The organism is Streptomyces pseudogriseolus (assembly GCA_002154585.1).
GTDB classification, from domain to species: Bacteria; Actinomycetota; Actinomycetes; order Streptomycetales; family Streptomycetaceae; genus Streptomyces; species Streptomyces pseudogriseolus.
In genome coordinates this window covers 14,510-28,375 of record MUNG01000081.1, presented here as the reverse complement: position 1 = coordinate 28,375, position 13,866 = coordinate 14,510, and the positions used below count along the sequence as shown (strand labels likewise).

Genomic DNA, 13,866 nt, shown 5'->3' with positions numbered 1-13,866 from the left:
GGGTGTGGGCGGCGTACGGGGTGTCCACCTTCGGTACGCGGTTCGCGTTGGACGCGTTCGCGCTGATCGCCCTGCTGGTGCTGGACGCCGGCCCGGCGGAGGTGTCGCTGCTGGCGGCGGTGGGGCCGGCGGTCGGGGCGGTGCTGTCGGTGCCGCTCGGGCCCTGGGTGGAGTACCGCCGCAAACGCCCGGTGATGATCGCGACGGATCTGCTCCGGTGCGCGGTGCTGCTCAGCGTGCCCCTCGCGTACGCCGTGGACGCGCTCACCGTGGCGCAGCTGCTGGCGGTGTCCGTGACGGTGGCGGCGGCCGACATCACGTTCCAGGCGGCGGTCGGCGCGTATGTGAAGGACGTCGTCCCGCGGGAGGAGCTGCTGCGCGCGAACGGGCGGCTGGAGTCGACGAACTGGACCGCGACCATGCTCGGGCCGCCGCTGGGCGGGGCGGCGATGGGGGTGTTCGGGCCGCTGACGACGGTGGTCGCGGACGCCGTGAGCTATCTGCTGTCGGCCGGTGCGCTGGGCGCGGCGGGCGGTGGCGAGCGGCGTCCCGGGCGGCCGGACCGACGGCCGCGGCTGCGGGCCGGCGATCTGCTCGACGGGTGGCGGTACATCCTGCGCAGCCGGGAGCTGCGTCCGCTGTTCTTCAACACGGTGCTGGTCAACGGCCTGATCATGGCGTCGTCGCCGTTGCTGATCGTGCTGATGGTGGGCCCGCTGGGCTTCGCTCCGTGGCAGTACGGGCTGGCCTTCGCGGTGCCGTGTCTGGGCGGGCTGGTCGGCGCGCGGCTGTCGCGGCGGCTGGTGGCGCGGTTCGGGCCGCGGCGGGTGCTGCGGGTGGCGGGGACGCTGCGGGCATGCTGGCCGATCGGGCTGGCGTTCGTGGGGCCGGGCGTGGCGGGGCTGACCCTGGTGATGGTGGTCGAGTTCGGGCTGATCACGAGCATCGGCGTGTTCAACCCGGTGTTCGCGACGCGCCGGCTGGAGCGGACCCCGGCGGACCGGGTCGTCCGCACGCTGTCGGCGTGGTCGGCGACCGGCAAGGCGTCCATCGCCGCGCTGACCGCGCTCTGGGGCCTGCTGGCGAGCCTCACCGGCCCCCGCACCGCCATCGCGCTCGCGGGCGCCGTGCTGCTGGCCACCCCGCTGCTGCTCCCCCGCCACCTCGACGAGGCGCACCGGGACGAGGAGGCGGGGGCGGGGAGCCGGCTCAGCGGTGGCTGAGGACGTTCACCACGCGGCCGTCCGGGTCGCGGACGAAGAAGCGGCGTACGCCCCACTCCTCGTCCCGGAGCGGGTGGACGATCTCCGCGCCGCTGTCACGGACGGTCTCGTACACCGCGTCGACGTCGTCCACCTCGACGCTCAGATCGGGGTCGACCGGCGCCGTCCTGTCGGCGGTCATCACGCTCACCTGCGCCGTCGGGCTGGACGGTGAGGCGAGCGTCATGATCCAGCCGTGGTTCATGACCTCCTCGAAGCCCAGGAGACCGTAGAACGCGCGGTTCTTCCCCACGGCCTCGGAGTGGAGGTTCGGCACGACACGGCGGACGGTCATCGACGGCTCCCTGCGGGTACGGCTCCGGCTTGCGGGCCCCTCCAGGTCTACTACGGAACGTCCGCCGGCGGGGCGGGTACGGGCGCCCGCGTGTCCAGCAGCCCCTCGCTCCGCAGGTCCGCCCACAGCTCCGCCGGGATCGTCGTGTCGTAGGCCTCGGCGTTGCGCCGCACCTCGTCGGCGGACCGCATCCCGACGACGACGCCCGCGACGGCGGGACGGTGCAGCGGGAACCGCATCGCCGCGGCCGGGAGGGGCACGCCGTGCGCCTCGCAGACGGCGGCCAGGCGCCGGGCCCGCTCCGGCGTCCGGGGGTCGGCGGGCGCGTAGTCGTAGGTCACGCCGGCGGACGGGCGGGCGTGGCGAGGACGCCGGAGTTGAGGACCGACGCGGGTACAGCTCGCCGAGCGGGCCGCCCCCGAAGCCCAGTTCCGTGACGTGCACGTCGCTCCTGCCGGGCCTGTTCCGCTCCACGGCGGGTGACTCCTTCAGGTGGGTTTCGGGGGCTGTCGGGCCGCGTCAGACCGCGCCGGGGATCTCCTCCGTCACGCCGTTCAAGGGCGAGTCCGGGTCGGTGCCGTAGGGGCGGGTGAGGACCTCCAGGCCATGGCCCGCCGGGTCGCGGAAGTACACGCCGCGTCCGCCGTCGTTGCGGTTGATGCGGCGCGGGTGCCGGCCGTGCGGGTCGGCCTGGAGGGGGACCCGGGCGGCGACGAGCCGGGCGAGGATCGCGTCGAACTCGTCCTCGGAGACGAGGAACGCGTAGTGCTGCACAGGGATGTCGATGTCGACGGTGGCGAAGTCGAGGGTGACGCCGTTGGCGGTGGTCACCGGGAGGAACATCCCGGCGGGCGGTCCGGGCTCGAGGCCCAGGATCTCCGCGACGAAGCGGGCGGACGTCTCCCGGTCGGGAGTGAGAACGATGGTGTGGTTGAACTCGACGGACAAGGTCAATGCCTCCACAGGCATCCGCGGCGCCTCCATGCCTCACCCGGCCGGTGACCGGCACGCGATGCCGCGCACGGCACGTTAGGGCATGGCCGGCGCGCGCGTCGAGCGGATTTCCGGCCCGGGGACGCCGGGTGCCGAAGTCCCGCCCCCGTCCTGACAGTTGTCAGGGACACCCGGGTCCGTCGTCTCCCTACAGTGGCACAACAGCACAACATCGACATCACGGGGATTGAATGACCATGAAACGACAGACGCGCCGTCACCTCACCCTGCTCACGGCGGCCGCCCTGGCCTTCGGCGGGCTCACCGCCACCGCCCAGGCCACGCCCGCGGCCCCGGCCGGCGGGGACCCGACGCTCACCGACGTGTACATCTGGGCCACGGACGTCAACCTCCGGCAGCAGCCGTCGGTGTCCGCCCCCCGCCTCGCCGTCCGCTCGCAGTACTGGCTGGACGCCGTCTGCCAGACGCAGGGCGACACGGTCACCGACCCGGACGTGGGCACCAACAACTGGTGGACCGCGGTGCAGGAGTTCTCCGGCAGCGACATCGCCTTCGTGAACAACCTGTATCTGCGGGGCGGGCAGAAGATCGAGGGCGTGCCCGACTGCTGACGTCCGCGCGCCACGGGGGAAGGGGCGGGCCGGTGATCCGGCCCGCCCCTCGGCGGTGCGTGTCGGGAGCCGCGACGGCTCAGTACCAGCCGGTGTTCACCAGCGCGTGCCCGTCACAGGCGAGGATCGCGCGGGACACCCGCCCGTCGAGGTTGTTCCCGATCTTCGTGTAGGCGTAGGTGAGGCCGGAGTCCACGGTCTCGGAGACCCAGCCGTCGGCGCGGCCCGTCCCGCTGTTGGAACGCTCCAGCACCGCAGCGCAGTTGGTGCGCGCGTTCTCGATGCGCGCGAAGGAGCCGCACGCGTCGGAGTAGTAGTACTTCAGCGCCATGCCCTCGAAGGTCCTGGTGGCTCCGATCTGGCGGAAGGTCCCGGCACAGCCCGAGACCGTGGGGTACTGCCCCTCTCTGGCGTAGGCACCGTAGTTGCCGCCCGAGAACGACGCGGCGTGGACGGCGGACGTCGGCAGGAGCGCCATCACCGCGGCTGCGCCCCCCGCGGCCAGCAGAGTTGTGAGCGATCGGCGGCTCATTCTTCCTCTTTCCCGTTGGTTCGTGGTGTCGTACGGCGTTCACGGCCGGCGCCCTCGGTCAGGGGGCGCCGGCCACTCGCCGTGACCGTACGGGCCGTCAGGGCGGCGCCGGTACCTGACAGTTGTCAGGGGCGCGTGCGCGGCAGCAGCGCGAGATGGTCCTCGCGTACCAGTCCGAAGCGCAGGGCGACGGAGGCGAGGCGGGCGCGTTTGGCGCCGGTGCGGCTGCCGTCGGGGGCGGCGCCGTCCTCCCCCGGGTCCAGGCGCAGCTTGGTGTGGGCGAGGTAGTCGATGTGGTAGTTGACCGCGGAGCGGGTCAGGCCCCGGCAGGACTCCAGCGGGCGCAGCCGGTCGACGATCTCGCCGACGCCGGGCAGGGCGGTGTCCGAGGGGTCCCGGAGCCGGGGTTCGCACAGGGCGACCAGGACGAGGAAGTACTTCGCGGTCGGGTCCAGGGCGAAGGGGTGCACGGTCTGTTCGCCGAGGCCGTCGGCGGACTGCTCGCCCAGGTAGGCGTGTTGCGGCGCGAACACCTTGAAGGTGACGGGGTGGTGCAGGGCGGGCAGCACCACCCGGGAGAACTCGAACGGCACGGGCGCGCCGAGCCGTCCCGGGGCGACGGTGAGGTACTCGCCCGCGCCCTCCAGGTTCTCCACGGCGTAGGACACGGTGCGGCTGAAGTTGGACAGCCGCCAGTAGTCCCCGGCCGCCTCCAGCCGTCCGGCGCGGCGGGAGATCCCCGGGTCGGGAAGCTCGATCGCCACGTCCTCGCCGCCGGGCAGTCCGCGCCCGAAGTCGGCCACGTCACCGGGGGCGAGATGCAGCAGCCGCGGCCTGCTCGCCGCGTTCCCCTCGGGACCCGCGGGCCCCTCGGGTCCGGGTAACTGCACGATGATCGTTTCCATGGCGGCTCCCGCTTCCCCGTCCCCCGGTCGACCACCGGAATTGTAGGCGGCGGTTCCGCTTCCGCGGGGGCCCTCGCCACGCCCCGTCCGGCCCCGCTCAGACCCCCGCGGCCGAGGCCGCCTCCTCCACCCGCGCGGCCACCCAGGCCAGGAACGCCCGCACCTCGTCGGCGGGCAGCACCGCCGCCTCCGCACGGGGGCGTTCGAAGCTGTCCAGCGCCCGGGTGACGAGGGGCGCGAAGGCCGGCTCGGACGCGGCGACGATCTCGCCCGCCCTGCGCTTGGCGAACCAGTGCCCGGTACGGCAGTGGACGGTGGCGCGGCAGCCGTTGAGCACTCGGTTGTCGGCCAGATGGCCTTCTCCGTCGGCGTGTTCCCGCACGGAGGCGCGGAGCGCGGCGAGCACCGTGGGCCGGTCCGGGGCGGCGATCACGTCCCGCGCCGGCGCGCCGTACAGCGGCAGGCCCGCCTGGTGGGCGACGGACCGGTCGATGACGTACCAGAAGGCCGGCCCCTCCACGGGGTCGTACGCGGCGCGTTCGGGCAGGGACGGCCCGGTGTTGAGGTCGAGCAGGTAGCCCGCGTCACCGGACGGGCGGGCGGCGAAGTCGGCGCCGTAGACGACCAGTTCGAGGCCGGCGGCGGGGCAGGGCAGCTCGGGGTGGGCCAGCGTACGGGCCAGCGTGGACAGGTCCGCGCGTGGCAGCGCGGGGTCCACCACGACCGTCACGTCGACGTCGCTGCGCCCGTGGCGGTAGTCGCCGAGGGCGAGCGAGCCGACGGCGAGGACGCTCACCAGACGGTCGCCGCAGACGGCGGAGGTGCGGCGGACCAGCTCCTCCAGGTACGGGCGCAGTTCCGGCGGCGGGAGGGAGGGACGGCTCATGCCCCCAGTGTCACCCCGCCCCGCCCGGGCAGGGGGGCCGGGTCATGCCCACAGGTCGTCGCTGTCGCACACCCGTGCGCCCATGTTGCGTTCCATCATGCGCAGGGCGGCGTCCGCCAGGTCCTCGTGGATGTGCGCGACGGCGTCCCGGGGGACGGTCACCTCGAAGTGCCGGATGTGCGCGTCGAGCGAGGAGTACAGCACGCACTGCTCGGTCACCTGCCCGCACAGCACCAGCTGGTCGATGCCCTGCTGGGTGAGCAGATAGCTGAGCGGGGTCTCGAAGAAGATCGAGTGCCGGGCCTTGACCACGAAGAGCGACGACTCGTCCGGCACCAGCGGCTCGACCAGGTGGGCGTGCGGTCCTGCCAGCGCCTTATCAAGCAGTTCGCCGTGGTGGGAGCGCCACTCGCCGAAGTTGTCGTTGACGTAGATCACCGGCGCGTCCCGCCGTCGCGCCCGCTCCAGCAGCCGGGAGATCACCGGGACCACCCGTTCGGCGGACGGGAGCAGCTGGTCGGCGTCCGGGTGGTCATAGGTGTTGATCATGTCGATGACGGTCAGCGCGGTCTTGCCCATGCGTCCAGGGTTCCACCGGAGTACGGGATCAGGCATCCGCACGGCGGCCGGGGCCGTCCGGCCCTGGCCGGGGCCCGCCGCGCCGCCGACGATGGGGTGATGATCCACAGCGATGGCTTCCGGGCGCTCGGCCGGGAGGAGTGCCTGCGCCTGCTGGGCAAGGTGCCGGTCGGCCGCGTCGTGTACACGCGGCACGCGCTTCCCGCGGTGCTGCCGGTGAACTTCACCCTGGACCCGGACGGGTCGGTGGTGCTGTGCGCCTCCGCGGACTCCGACCTGGTGCGGGCCGTCGACGGGGTGGTGGTGGCGTTCGAGGCGGACGACTTCCAGGCCGGACGCCGGTCCGGCTGGAGCGTGGTGGTGACCGGCCGGGCGGAGGTGGTGTCGGACCCGGCCGAGCACGAGCGGCTGCTGCGCACCGGCCCCCGGTCGTGGATGCCCCTGCGGGACGGCGTGTTCGTGCGGATCGGGAGCGGGATGGTGACGGGGCGGGAGCTCACGGGGACCGGGGACCGCTCGTAGCGCCCCGCAGGTGGTCAACCCCCTTGGGCGGTACCGCCGGACGGGTGACGTACGGTATCGCCTGTGACCGCCTACCCCCCTGAGAACACCCCGGGCCGGTACGGCCCGTACGCCACCGTCGAGACCGAGGCGCGCTCCGTCGGCCGGGTGCGCACCGAGTACTCGCCCGCGTACGACGGCGACCCGGACCCCGGGGAGATCGTCTGGACGTGGGTGCCGTACGAGGAGAACGACGGCCGGGGCAAGGACCGGCCGGTGCTGGTCGTGGCCCGCGAGGCGGCGGGGACCTTCCTCGCCGTGCAGCTGTCCAGCAAGGGGCATGCCGGGGACCGGGACTGGGTGCCGATCGGCAGCGGGCCGTGGGACCGCTCGGGGCGCGACTCCTGGGTGGCCGTCGACCGGGTGCTGCGCCTGCACGAGCAGGGCATGCGCAGGGAGGCGTGCGCGCTGGACCGGATGCGGTTCAACTCCGTGCGGCAGCGGCTCAGGGAGCGGTACGGCTGGACGTGAGCGCCCCCGGCGCGTCCACCAGGTCCGCGAAGGTCCGCTCGAACGCGGTGCGGGTCGCGCCGTCGCGGGTGCGGTCCAGGATGCCGAAGACCACGTGGTCGAAGGCGCCCTCGAAGCGTCCGCCGGGGCCCAGGTGCGTGCGGAACGCCTCCGCGACCTGGGCCGGGTCGTTGCGGAACACGCCGCAGCCCCAGGCGCCGAGCACCAGCCGCCGGTGGCCGTGGTGGGCCGCCGTCTCCAGCACGCGGCCCGCGCGGCGCACCAGCGCACCGGGCACCTCCCCCAGCCGCTCGGGCGTCCTGGAGCGGATCACGCCCGCGTTGGGCGCGGGTGAGGTGAGGAAGGCGGCGGTGAAGGGGGCGTCGAGGAGGGCTCCGCGGTCGTCGCGGAACACCGGCACGGCCGGGGTGTGGATCACCCGGTCGGTGTAGAACGGGTCCCGGTGGGCGCGGTGGTGGTCGTAGAAGCCGGGTGCCCGCAGCAGGCACGTGTACAGCGCGGAGGCGCGGCACAGGGCCTCCTCCTGGGCCTGCGCGCCGTTGAGGTAGCCGCCGCCCGGGTTGCGCGCCGAGGCGAAGTTGAGGACGGCCACGGGGTCCGGGGTGTCCGGGCCGGTGAGGCGGCGGGCGGCGGCCAGGCTGCTCTCGCCGGTCACCTCGAAGCGGGTGGGCACGGGCGCGAAGGGCGGCACCTCGACCGGCTCCGGTCCGTGCAGCGTGGTGCCCTGCCGCGCCGCCTCGACGGCGGGCCCGATCGGCACCTGCCGGCCGTCCGGCGCGCGGTAGGCGCCCCGCGCCACGATCTCTTCCGTCTCCTTGGCGATCCCCCGCAGCCGCGCGCTCACGGCGCCACCCCCGTGGACGCCGTGACCGCGCTCCGCGCGTTCCCCCTCGTCGTGCTCATGCGAGCATCCTGAGCGATGCTGGTGAGGCGGCGCAACGAGGTTTTCGCCGCCCCGGACGGTCCGGGCCCGGGGGTGAAATCCCCCGGTGGCGGGCGGGACGGGGAGGTGACGGAGCCCTTACGCCCCGCCGGGCGCTCTTGTGCGCGGCGGCCCGAGGGTTTTGGGTGGACGCGTCGACGCCGGCCGGGACGAACCCGTTCCGGGCCGGCGACATGGTGGTGTCTCAGGAGGATTCCCGCATGTCAGATCCGTCGAGCGGTTGTGCGCCGTCCTGCGCGGCCGTCACCGAGGCCGAGGCCGAGGCCCTGATACGGGGCATCTGCTTCAAGACCGGACCGCCCCGCCGTCTCGGCGTGGAGGTCGAATGGCTGGTCCACGAGTCGTGCGACCCGCGGCTCCCCGTCTCCCGTGAACGACTCGAAGCGGCCTACGCCGCACTGCGCGAGGTGCCCCTGCGCTCGGCGCTCACCGTCGAGCCCGGCGGCCAGCTGGAGCTCAGCTCCCCGCCCGCCGCTTCTCTCACCGAGTGCCTCACCACCGTCTCCGCCGACCTGGACGCCGTCCGCGCGGTCCTGCGCCGGGACGGTCTGACCCTGGCCGGGATGGGCCACGACCCCTGGCAGACGCCCCGCCGGTTCCTCCGTCAGCCGCGTTACGACGCGATGGAGGCCGCCCTGGACCGCACCGGCGCGGCCGGCCGGTTCATGATGTGCACCTCCGCCTCGGTGCAGGTGTGCGTGGACGCCGGTCACGAGGAGCCCGGCCCGCTCGGCCACGTGCGCCGCTGGTGGATGGCGCATCTGCTGGGCGCCGTCCTGGTGGCGGTCTTCGCCAACTCGCCCGTCTCCGCGGGCCGGCCCACCGGCTGGCTTTCCACCCGGCAGCTGCGCTGGGCGCAGATCGGCGCCGGGCGGGCGGGTGCGCCCGTGCTGGACGCCGACCCGCGCGCCGCCTGGGCCCGGCATGTGCTGGACGCGCCCGTGATGTGTGTGCGGCGGGACGACGACGGGCCGTGGGAGGTGCCGGAGGACCTGTCGTTCCGGCACTGGACGCGCCGCGGGGCGCCGCGCGCGCCCACGCACGACGACCTTGACTACCACGTCACGACGCTGTTCCCGCCGGTCAGACCGCGTGGTCATCTGGAGCTGCGGATGATCGACGCGCAGCCCGGCGAGCACGGCTGGACGGTGCCGCTGGCCGTGACGGCGGCGCTGTTCGACGACGCGGAGGCCGCCGAGACCGCGTACCGGGCGGTCAAACCGCTGGCCGAGCGGACGCGGGGCCTGGCCGCGCCGCACAATCCGCTGTGGCGGGACGCCGCCCGTGTCGGGCCGGCCGACCCCGAGCTGCGGGAGGCGGCAGCCGTCTGTTTCGCGGCGGCGCTGGACGCGCTGCCCCGGCTCGGGGCGGCGACCGCCGTGGTCGACCGGGTCGCGGCGTTCCGGGACCGCTACGTCGCCCGGGGCCGCTGCCCGGCCGACGACGTGCTCGACGCGTGGCGCGCGGGGCACGACGGGCGCCCAGAGGGATCCGGCGCGCCCCTGCTCACCACCCACCCGCACGGGAAGGACACCCCCTCATGACCGACCCCGTTCCCGACGCCGAGACCCTGCGCGAGCGGGCGGTCGCCTCACTGGTCGTCGCGCGGGACCGCACCACGCTGCTGACCAGCTGTGTGGAGGACCCCGACCTGACCGCGCAGCACTCGCCGCTGATGTCGCCGCTGGTGTGGGACCTGGCGCACATCGGCAACCAGGAGGAGCAGTGGCTGCTGCGCGCGGTGGCCGGCCAGGAGGCCATCCGCCCGGAGATCGACAGCCTCTACGACGCCTTCGAGCACCCGCGCGCCGAGCGTCCCCGGCTGCCCCTGCTGTCGCCCGAGGAGGCCCGCCGGTACGCGGCCGACGTGCGCGGCAGGGCGCTGGACGTGCTGGAGCGCACGGCGTTCGACGGCACCCGGCTGACCGAGGCCGGGTTCGCCTTCGGGATGATCGCGCAGCACGAGCAGCAGCACGACGAGACCATGCTGATCACCCACCAGCTTCGCAAGGGCCCGGCCGCCCTCACCGCGCCCGACCCGGAGCCGGTGACGCCGTACACCGGACCGGCCGAGATCCTGGTGCCGGGCGGGCCGTTCACCATGGGCACCTCGGCCGAGCCGTGGGCGCTGGACAACGAACGGCCCGCGCACCGGCGGGAGGTGGCGCCGTTCTGGATCGACGCCACGCCGGTCACCAACGGCGCGTACCAGGCGTTCGTCGAGGACGGCGGCTACGACGACCCGCGCTGGTGGACGGCCGAGGGCTGGGCGCACGTGCGCCGCGCCCGGCTCACCGCGCCGCTGTACTGGCGCCGGGAGGGCGGGCAGTGGCTGCGGCGCCGCTTCGGCGTCACCGAGCAGGTGCCGCCGGACGAGCCGGTGCTGCACGTGTGCTGGTACGAGGCCGACGCGTACGCCCGCTGGGCGGGGCGCCGGCTGCCGACCGAGACCGAGTGGGAGAAGGCCGCCCGGCACGATCCGGCCACCGGCCGCTCGCGGCGCTTCCCGTGGGGGGACGCCGATCCGTCGCCCGAGCACGCCAACCTAGGCCAGCGGCACCTGCGTCCGGCGCCGGCCGGGAGCTACCCGGCGGGGGCGTCGCCGCTGGGCGTGCGGCAGCTGATCGGGGACGTGTGGGAGTGGACGGCGAGCGACTTCCTGCCGTACCCGGGCTTCCGGGCGTTCCCGTACAAGGAGTACTCGGAGGTGTTCTTCGGGCCGGAGTACAAGGTGCTGCGGGGCGGTTCGTTCGCCGTGGACCCGGTGGCGTGCCGGGGCACGTTCCGCAACTGGGACCATCCGATACGGCGGCAGATCTTCTCCGGGTTCCGCACCGCCCGCTCGGTGGAGGACGCCTGATGTGCCGTCACCTGGCGTACGTGGGGCCGGCGGAGCCGCTGGGCGCGCTGCTGACGGGGCCGCCGCACGGGCTGTACCGGCAGTCGTGGGCGCCGCGCCGGCAGCGGCACGGCACGGTCAACGCGGACGGCTTCGGCGTGGGCTGGTACGCCGACGGCGACCCGGTCCCGGCCCGCTACCGGCGGGCCGGGCCGATCTGGGCGGACCTGTCGTTCACGGACCTGGCGCGGGTGGTGCGGACGCAGGCGCTGCTCGCCGCCGTGCGGGACGCGACGCTCTCGGGCGCCGACGCGGAGGCGGCTGCGGCCCCCTTCGCGTCGGGGGCGTGGCTGTTCAGCCACAACGGGGCGGTGCCGGGCTGGCCGGGCGCGCTCGCGCCGCTGGCGGCCACGCTGCCCGCCGCCGACCTGCTGTCGCTGGAGGCCCGCAACGACTCGGCGTTCGTGTGGGCGCTGGTGCTGGCGCGGCTGCGGGCCGGCGACGCGATGGGGCAGGCGCTGGCCGACACGGTGGCCGAGGTCGCGGCGGCGGCGCCGGCGGCCCGGCTGAACCTGCTGCTCACCGACGGCGTCACCGTCGCCGCGACCGCGTGGGGGGACACCCTGTGGTACCTCGCCCGGCCCGGCGGGGGAACCGTCGCCGCCTCCGAGCCCTACGACGACGACCCGCACTGGCAGGAGGTGCCCGACCGCACCCTGCTCGCCGCGAGCCGCACCGACGTGCTGCTCACCCCGCTCAAGGAGCCCCTCACGTGAGTCCGTTCCGTCTGACCCGCACCCTCCCCGAGGACGCCACCGGCGCCGCGCTGCGCGCCGACGTCCGCGCGGGACTGACCGGCAGCCCCAGGACGCTGCCGCCCAAATGGTTCTACGACGCACGGGGCAGCGAGCTGTTCGAGGAGATCACCGCGCTGCCCGAGTACTACCCGACGCGCGCCGAGCGGGAGATCCTGCTCGCCCGCGCCGGTGACATCGCCGCCGTGTCCGGCGCCCGCACCCTGGTCGAACTGGGCTCGGGTTCCTCGGAGAAGACGCGGCATCTGATCGCGGCCCTCGGCGGGCTGCACACGTACGTCCCGGTCGACGTCAGCGAGTCCGCGCTGGCCGGGGCCGGGCGGGCGCTGGCGGCCGAGCGGCCGGGTCTGGAGGTGCACGCGTTGGTCGCGGACTTCACGGCGGAGCTGGCCCTGCCGGACACGCCGGGGCCGCGTCTGGTGGCGTTCCTCGGCGGCACCATCGGCAATCTGCTGCCGACCGAGCGGGCCGCGTTCCTCGCCTCCGTCCGCGCCCTGCTCGCCCCGGGGGACGCGCTGCTGCTCGGCACGGACCTGGTGAAGGACGAGAAGACGCTGGTCCGGGCGTACGACGACGCGGCCGGGGTGACGGCGGCGTTCAACAAGAACGTGCTGGCCGTCCTCGACCGGGAGCTGGGCGCCGACTTCGACCCGGACGCCTTCGACCATGTGGCGCTGTGGGACGCGGAGCACGAGTGGATCGAGATGCGGCTGCGCTCGCGCACCGCGCAGTCCGTGAAGATCCCGGCGCTGGAGCTGGTGGTGGACTTCGCGGAGGGCGAGGAGCTGCGCACCGAGGTGTCGGCGAAGTTCCGGCAGGAGGGAGTGCGTGCCGAACTCGCCGCCGCGGGGCTGGACCTGGCCCGGTGGTGGACGGACGAGGAGGGGCGGTTCGCGCTGTCGCTGAGCGTCGCCCGCTGACGGGCACCCGCGCCGGGGGCGGATGTCCGGTCAGTCGAAGGCGAGGGTCTCCGTGATGCGCCGGGCGGCCCGCTCGGCCTCCTTCTGGGGGTCGGCGCCGGTGAGCACCCGCGTCATGTACTCCTTGATCGGGTTGTCGGCCTCGACCACGCTCCACCGGGGCGTGGCCGGGGTCGCCCGGCCGCGTGCTGCGCCGGCCGCCATGGCCCTCAGGCCCTCCTCCCCCGCCACCGAGTCGGCGAGGGACGCCTTGTTGGGCACGTAGTTCATGGTGCGGGCGAGGTCGGTGTTCCACCGGGCGCCGGTGAGCGCGGCGACGACCTCGACGGCGGCGTCCTCGGCGTCGGTGCCGGCCGGGACGACGAGGTCGGAGCCGCCGGTGAAGACGGCGCCGGGGCGGCCCGCCTCCGTGCCGGGGACCGGGAAGTAGCCGATCTTGTCCTCGAGTCCGGGGTTCTGCTGGACGATGGCACGGACCAGTCCGGGCACGGCGACGATCTGCGCGACCCGCCCTTGCGCGAACACGCCGGCCTGCGGCGGGTGTTCCTCGTCGGCGTCGACGGGGCCGTCGCCGAGCCGCTGGAGCCGGCGGTAGAAGTCCATGCCGCGCAGGGCGGCCTCGCTGTCGAGGGCGCCGCGCCAGACGCCGTCGCGTTCGGTGGCGAGTTCGCCGCCCTCCTCCCAGATGAACCCGGCCAGCGTGTACCAGTCCTGTCCGGCGAGGTAGATGCCCTGGGTGTCGCCGGTGTCGAGGCGTTCGGTGGTCTCCAGCCACTCGTCGCGGGTCTTCGGCGGGGTGACGCCGGCCGCGCGGAACAGGTCCTTGCGGTAGACGACGACGCGGTTGGCGGCGTACCAGGGGACGCCGTACTGCTGGGAGCCCCAGCGGCCGGGGTCGGCGAGGCCGGGCAGCCAGTCGTCGCGGCCCCAGTCGCGCATGGACTCCAGGGTGAGGTCGAGCAGGCCGTCGCCCTCGGCGTAGGCGGAGACCTGGGTGTTGCCGACCTCGATGACGTCCGGTCCGTCCGGGTCGTCGTCGCGCAGGGCCTGCTGGACCTTCTCGCCGATGCCGGTCCATTCCTGGATGCGGATGTCGAGGTCGAGCGTCTCGTGCTCGCGCTCGAACTCCTCGGTGAAGCGGTCCAGGAAGTCCTGCGAGGCGCTGTGCTGCATCAGCCACACGGTGACGGTGCGCCGCTCCGCCGCGCTGTCGGACATCACCCCGCAGCCGGTCAGCAGGGAGGCGGACACACAGACGAGGGCGAGCAGGCGGCGTCTCACGTGGGGTCCTGG

At 74.3% G+C, this 13,866-nt stretch carries 17 protein-coding genes; 8 read left to right on the top strand and 9 right to left on the bottom strand.

What is annotated here, in order from left to right; genetic code table 11:
- Positions 1–2 precede the first annotated feature (2 nt).
- Positions 3–1,223 carry an MFS transporter gene (locus CCN29_RS08855; protein ID WP_442538280.1) on the top strand — a complete coding sequence of 407 codons (1,221 nt, stop codon included), beginning with the start codon at positions 3–5 and terminating at the stop codon, positions 1,221–1,223.
- On the opposite strand, the gene CCN29_RS08850 is transcribed toward CCN29_RS08855, so the two are convergent.
- From CCN29_RS08850 to CCN29_RS08840, 3 genes are all read right to left on the bottom strand, one after another.
- Positions 1,210–1,557 (bottom strand): VOC family protein, encoded by a 348-nt coding sequence (locus tag CCN29_RS08850; protein ID WP_086680882.1) that lies wholly within the window; start codon positions 1,555–1,557, stop codon positions 1,210–1,212. The genes CCN29_RS08855 and CCN29_RS08850 overlap by 14 nt on opposite strands.
- 50 nt (positions 1,558–1,607) lie before the next feature.
- Positions 1,608–1,898, bottom strand: a complete 291-nt coding sequence (locus CCN29_RS08845) for an aldo/keto reductase (protein ID WP_086680880.1) — start codon at positions 1,896–1,898, stop codon at positions 1,608–1,610.
- A 178-nt stretch (positions 1,899–2,076) separates the two neighbouring features.
- Positions 2,077–2,505, bottom strand: coding sequence for a VOC family protein (locus tag CCN29_RS08840; RefSeq protein WP_006131698.1), 429 nt, complete (start codon positions 2,503–2,505; stop codon positions 2,077–2,079).
- 242 nt (positions 2,506–2,747) lie between these two features.
- On the opposite strand from CCN29_RS08840, the gene CCN29_RS08835 reads away from it, so the two are divergent.
- Positions 2,748–3,122 (top strand): peptidase M23, encoded by a 375-nt coding sequence (locus tag CCN29_RS08835; protein WP_228730929.1) that lies wholly within the window; start codon positions 2,748–2,750, stop codon positions 3,120–3,122.
- 79 nt (positions 3,123–3,201) lie between these two features.
- On the opposite strand, the gene CCN29_RS08830 is transcribed toward CCN29_RS08835, so the two are convergent.
- The 4 genes from CCN29_RS08830 to CCN29_RS08815 all read right to left on the bottom strand — a co-directional run bounded on the left by CCN29_RS08830 (position 3,202) and on the right by CCN29_RS08815 (position 6,024).
- Entirely contained in the window at positions 3,202–3,654 is a 453-nt protein-coding gene (locus tag CCN29_RS08830; protein WP_228730930.1) for a hypothetical protein, read from the bottom strand.
- Positions 3,655–3,779: 125 nt separating this feature from the next.
- The gene (locus CCN29_RS08825) at positions 3,780–4,559 is read right to left on the bottom strand and encodes a hypothetical protein (RefSeq protein WP_031063090.1); all 780 of its coding nucleotides are present in this window, start codon (positions 4,557–4,559) and stop codon (positions 3,780–3,782) included.
- Positions 4,560–4,656: 97 nt separating this feature from the next.
- Entirely contained in the window at positions 4,657–5,445 is a 789-nt protein-coding gene (locus CCN29_RS08820; protein ID WP_086680873.1) for a nucleotidyltransferase domain-containing protein, read from the bottom strand.
- Positions 5,446–5,487: 42 nt separating this feature from the next.
- Positions 5,488–6,024, bottom strand: coding sequence for a cysteine hydrolase family protein (locus CCN29_RS08815; RefSeq protein WP_006131703.1), 537 nt, complete (start codon positions 6,022–6,024; stop codon positions 5,488–5,490).
- Positions 6,025–6,123: 99 nt separating this feature from the next.
- On the opposite strand from CCN29_RS08815, the gene CCN29_RS08810 reads away from it, so the two are divergent.
- Positions 6,124–6,546: a pyridoxamine 5'-phosphate oxidase family protein gene (locus CCN29_RS08810; protein WP_086680871.1), complete on the top strand. Its 423-nt coding sequence runs from the start codon at positions 6,124–6,126 to the stop codon at positions 6,544–6,546.
- 63 nt (positions 6,547–6,609) lie between these two features.
- Positions 6,610–7,056 carry a type II toxin-antitoxin system PemK/MazF family toxin gene (locus tag CCN29_RS08805; protein WP_006131705.1) on the top strand — a complete coding sequence of 149 codons (447 nt, stop codon included), beginning with the start codon at positions 6,610–6,612 and terminating at the stop codon, positions 7,054–7,056.
- On the opposite strand, the gene CCN29_RS08800 is transcribed toward CCN29_RS08805, so the two are convergent.
- Positions 7,031–7,900 (bottom strand): TIGR02452 family protein, encoded by an 870-nt coding sequence (locus tag CCN29_RS08800; RefSeq protein ID WP_006131706.1) that lies wholly within the window; start codon positions 7,898–7,900, stop codon positions 7,031–7,033. The two genes, CCN29_RS08805 and CCN29_RS08800, sit on opposite strands and share 26 nt — an antisense overlap.
- Positions 7,901–8,199: 299 nt before the next feature.
- Between CCN29_RS08800 and egtA the strand changes: the two genes are divergently transcribed.
- From egtA to egtD, 4 genes are read left to right on the top strand one after another with little or no spacing between them, the layout of a single operon-like run.
- On the top strand, positions 8,200–9,543 hold the full coding sequence (gene egtA / locus CCN29_RS08795; RefSeq protein ID WP_086680885.1) for an ergothioneine biosynthesis glutamate--cysteine ligase EgtA: 1,344 nt from the start codon (positions 8,200–8,202) through the stop codon (positions 9,541–9,543).
- A complete protein-coding gene (gene egtB / locus CCN29_RS08790) occupies positions 9,540–10,859 on the top strand; it encodes an ergothioneine biosynthesis protein EgtB (RefSeq protein ID WP_006131708.1) in 1,320 nt (439 codons plus the stop codon). The genes egtA and egtB overlap by 4 nt, the downstream gene beginning before the upstream one ends.
- Positions 10,859–11,614 (top strand): ergothioneine biosynthesis protein EgtC, encoded by a 756-nt coding sequence (gene egtC / locus CCN29_RS08785; protein ID WP_006131709.1) that lies wholly within the window; start codon positions 10,859–10,861, stop codon positions 11,612–11,614. The genes egtB and egtC overlap by 1 nt, the downstream gene beginning before the upstream one ends.
- Complete coding sequence (gene egtD / locus CCN29_RS08780; protein WP_006131710.1) at positions 11,611–12,573, top strand: L-histidine N(alpha)-methyltransferase; 963 nt, start codon at positions 11,611–11,613, stop codon at positions 12,571–12,573. The genes egtC and egtD overlap by 4 nt, the downstream gene beginning before the upstream one ends.
- Positions 12,574–12,603: 30 nt before the next feature.
- On the opposite strand, the gene CCN29_RS08775 is transcribed toward egtD, so the two are convergent.
- Positions 12,604–13,854, bottom strand: a complete 1,251-nt coding sequence (locus tag CCN29_RS08775; RefSeq protein WP_086680868.1) for an extracellular solute-binding protein — start codon at positions 13,852–13,854, stop codon at positions 12,604–12,606.
- Positions 13,855–13,866 lie beyond the last annotated feature (12 nt).

Excerpts from the sequence above, each read along its gene's own strand:
- CCN29_RS08850 (WP_086680882.1), bottom strand. The coding sequence starts at position 1,557 with ATGACCGTCCGCCGTGTCGTGCCGAACCTCCACTCCGAGGCCGTGGGG.
- CCN29_RS08835 (WP_228730929.1), top strand. The coding sequence starts at position 2,748 with ATGAAACGACAGACGCGCCGTCACCTCACCCTGCTCACGGCGGCCGCC.
- CCN29_RS08830 (WP_228730930.1), bottom strand. The coding sequence starts at position 3,654 with ATGAGCCGCCGATCGCTCACAACTCTGCTGGCCGCGGGGGGCGCAGCC.
- CCN29_RS08825 (WP_031063090.1), bottom strand. The coding sequence starts at position 4,559 with ATGGAAACGATCATCGTGCAGTTACCCGGACCCGAGGGGCCCGCGGGT.
- CCN29_RS08820 (WP_086680873.1), bottom strand. The coding sequence starts at position 5,445 with ATGAGCCGTCCCTCCCTCCCGCCGCCGGAACTGCGCCCGTACCTGGAG.
- CCN29_RS08815 (WP_006131703.1), bottom strand. The coding sequence starts at position 6,024 with ATGGGCAAGACCGCGCTGACCGTCATCGACATGATCAACACCTATGAC.
- CCN29_RS08810 (WP_086680871.1), top strand. The coding sequence starts at position 6,124 with ATGATCCACAGCGATGGCTTCCGGGCGCTCGGCCGGGAGGAGTGCCTG.
- egtA (WP_086680885.1), top strand. The coding sequence starts at position 8,200 with ATGTCAGATCCGTCGAGCGGTTGTGCGCCGTCCTGCGCGGCCGTCACC.
- egtB (WP_006131708.1), top strand. The coding sequence starts at position 9,540 with ATGACCGACCCCGTTCCCGACGCCGAGACCCTGCGCGAGCGGGCGGTC.
- egtC (WP_006131709.1), top strand. The coding sequence starts at position 10,859 with ATGTGCCGTCACCTGGCGTACGTGGGGCCGGCGGAGCCGCTGGGCGCG.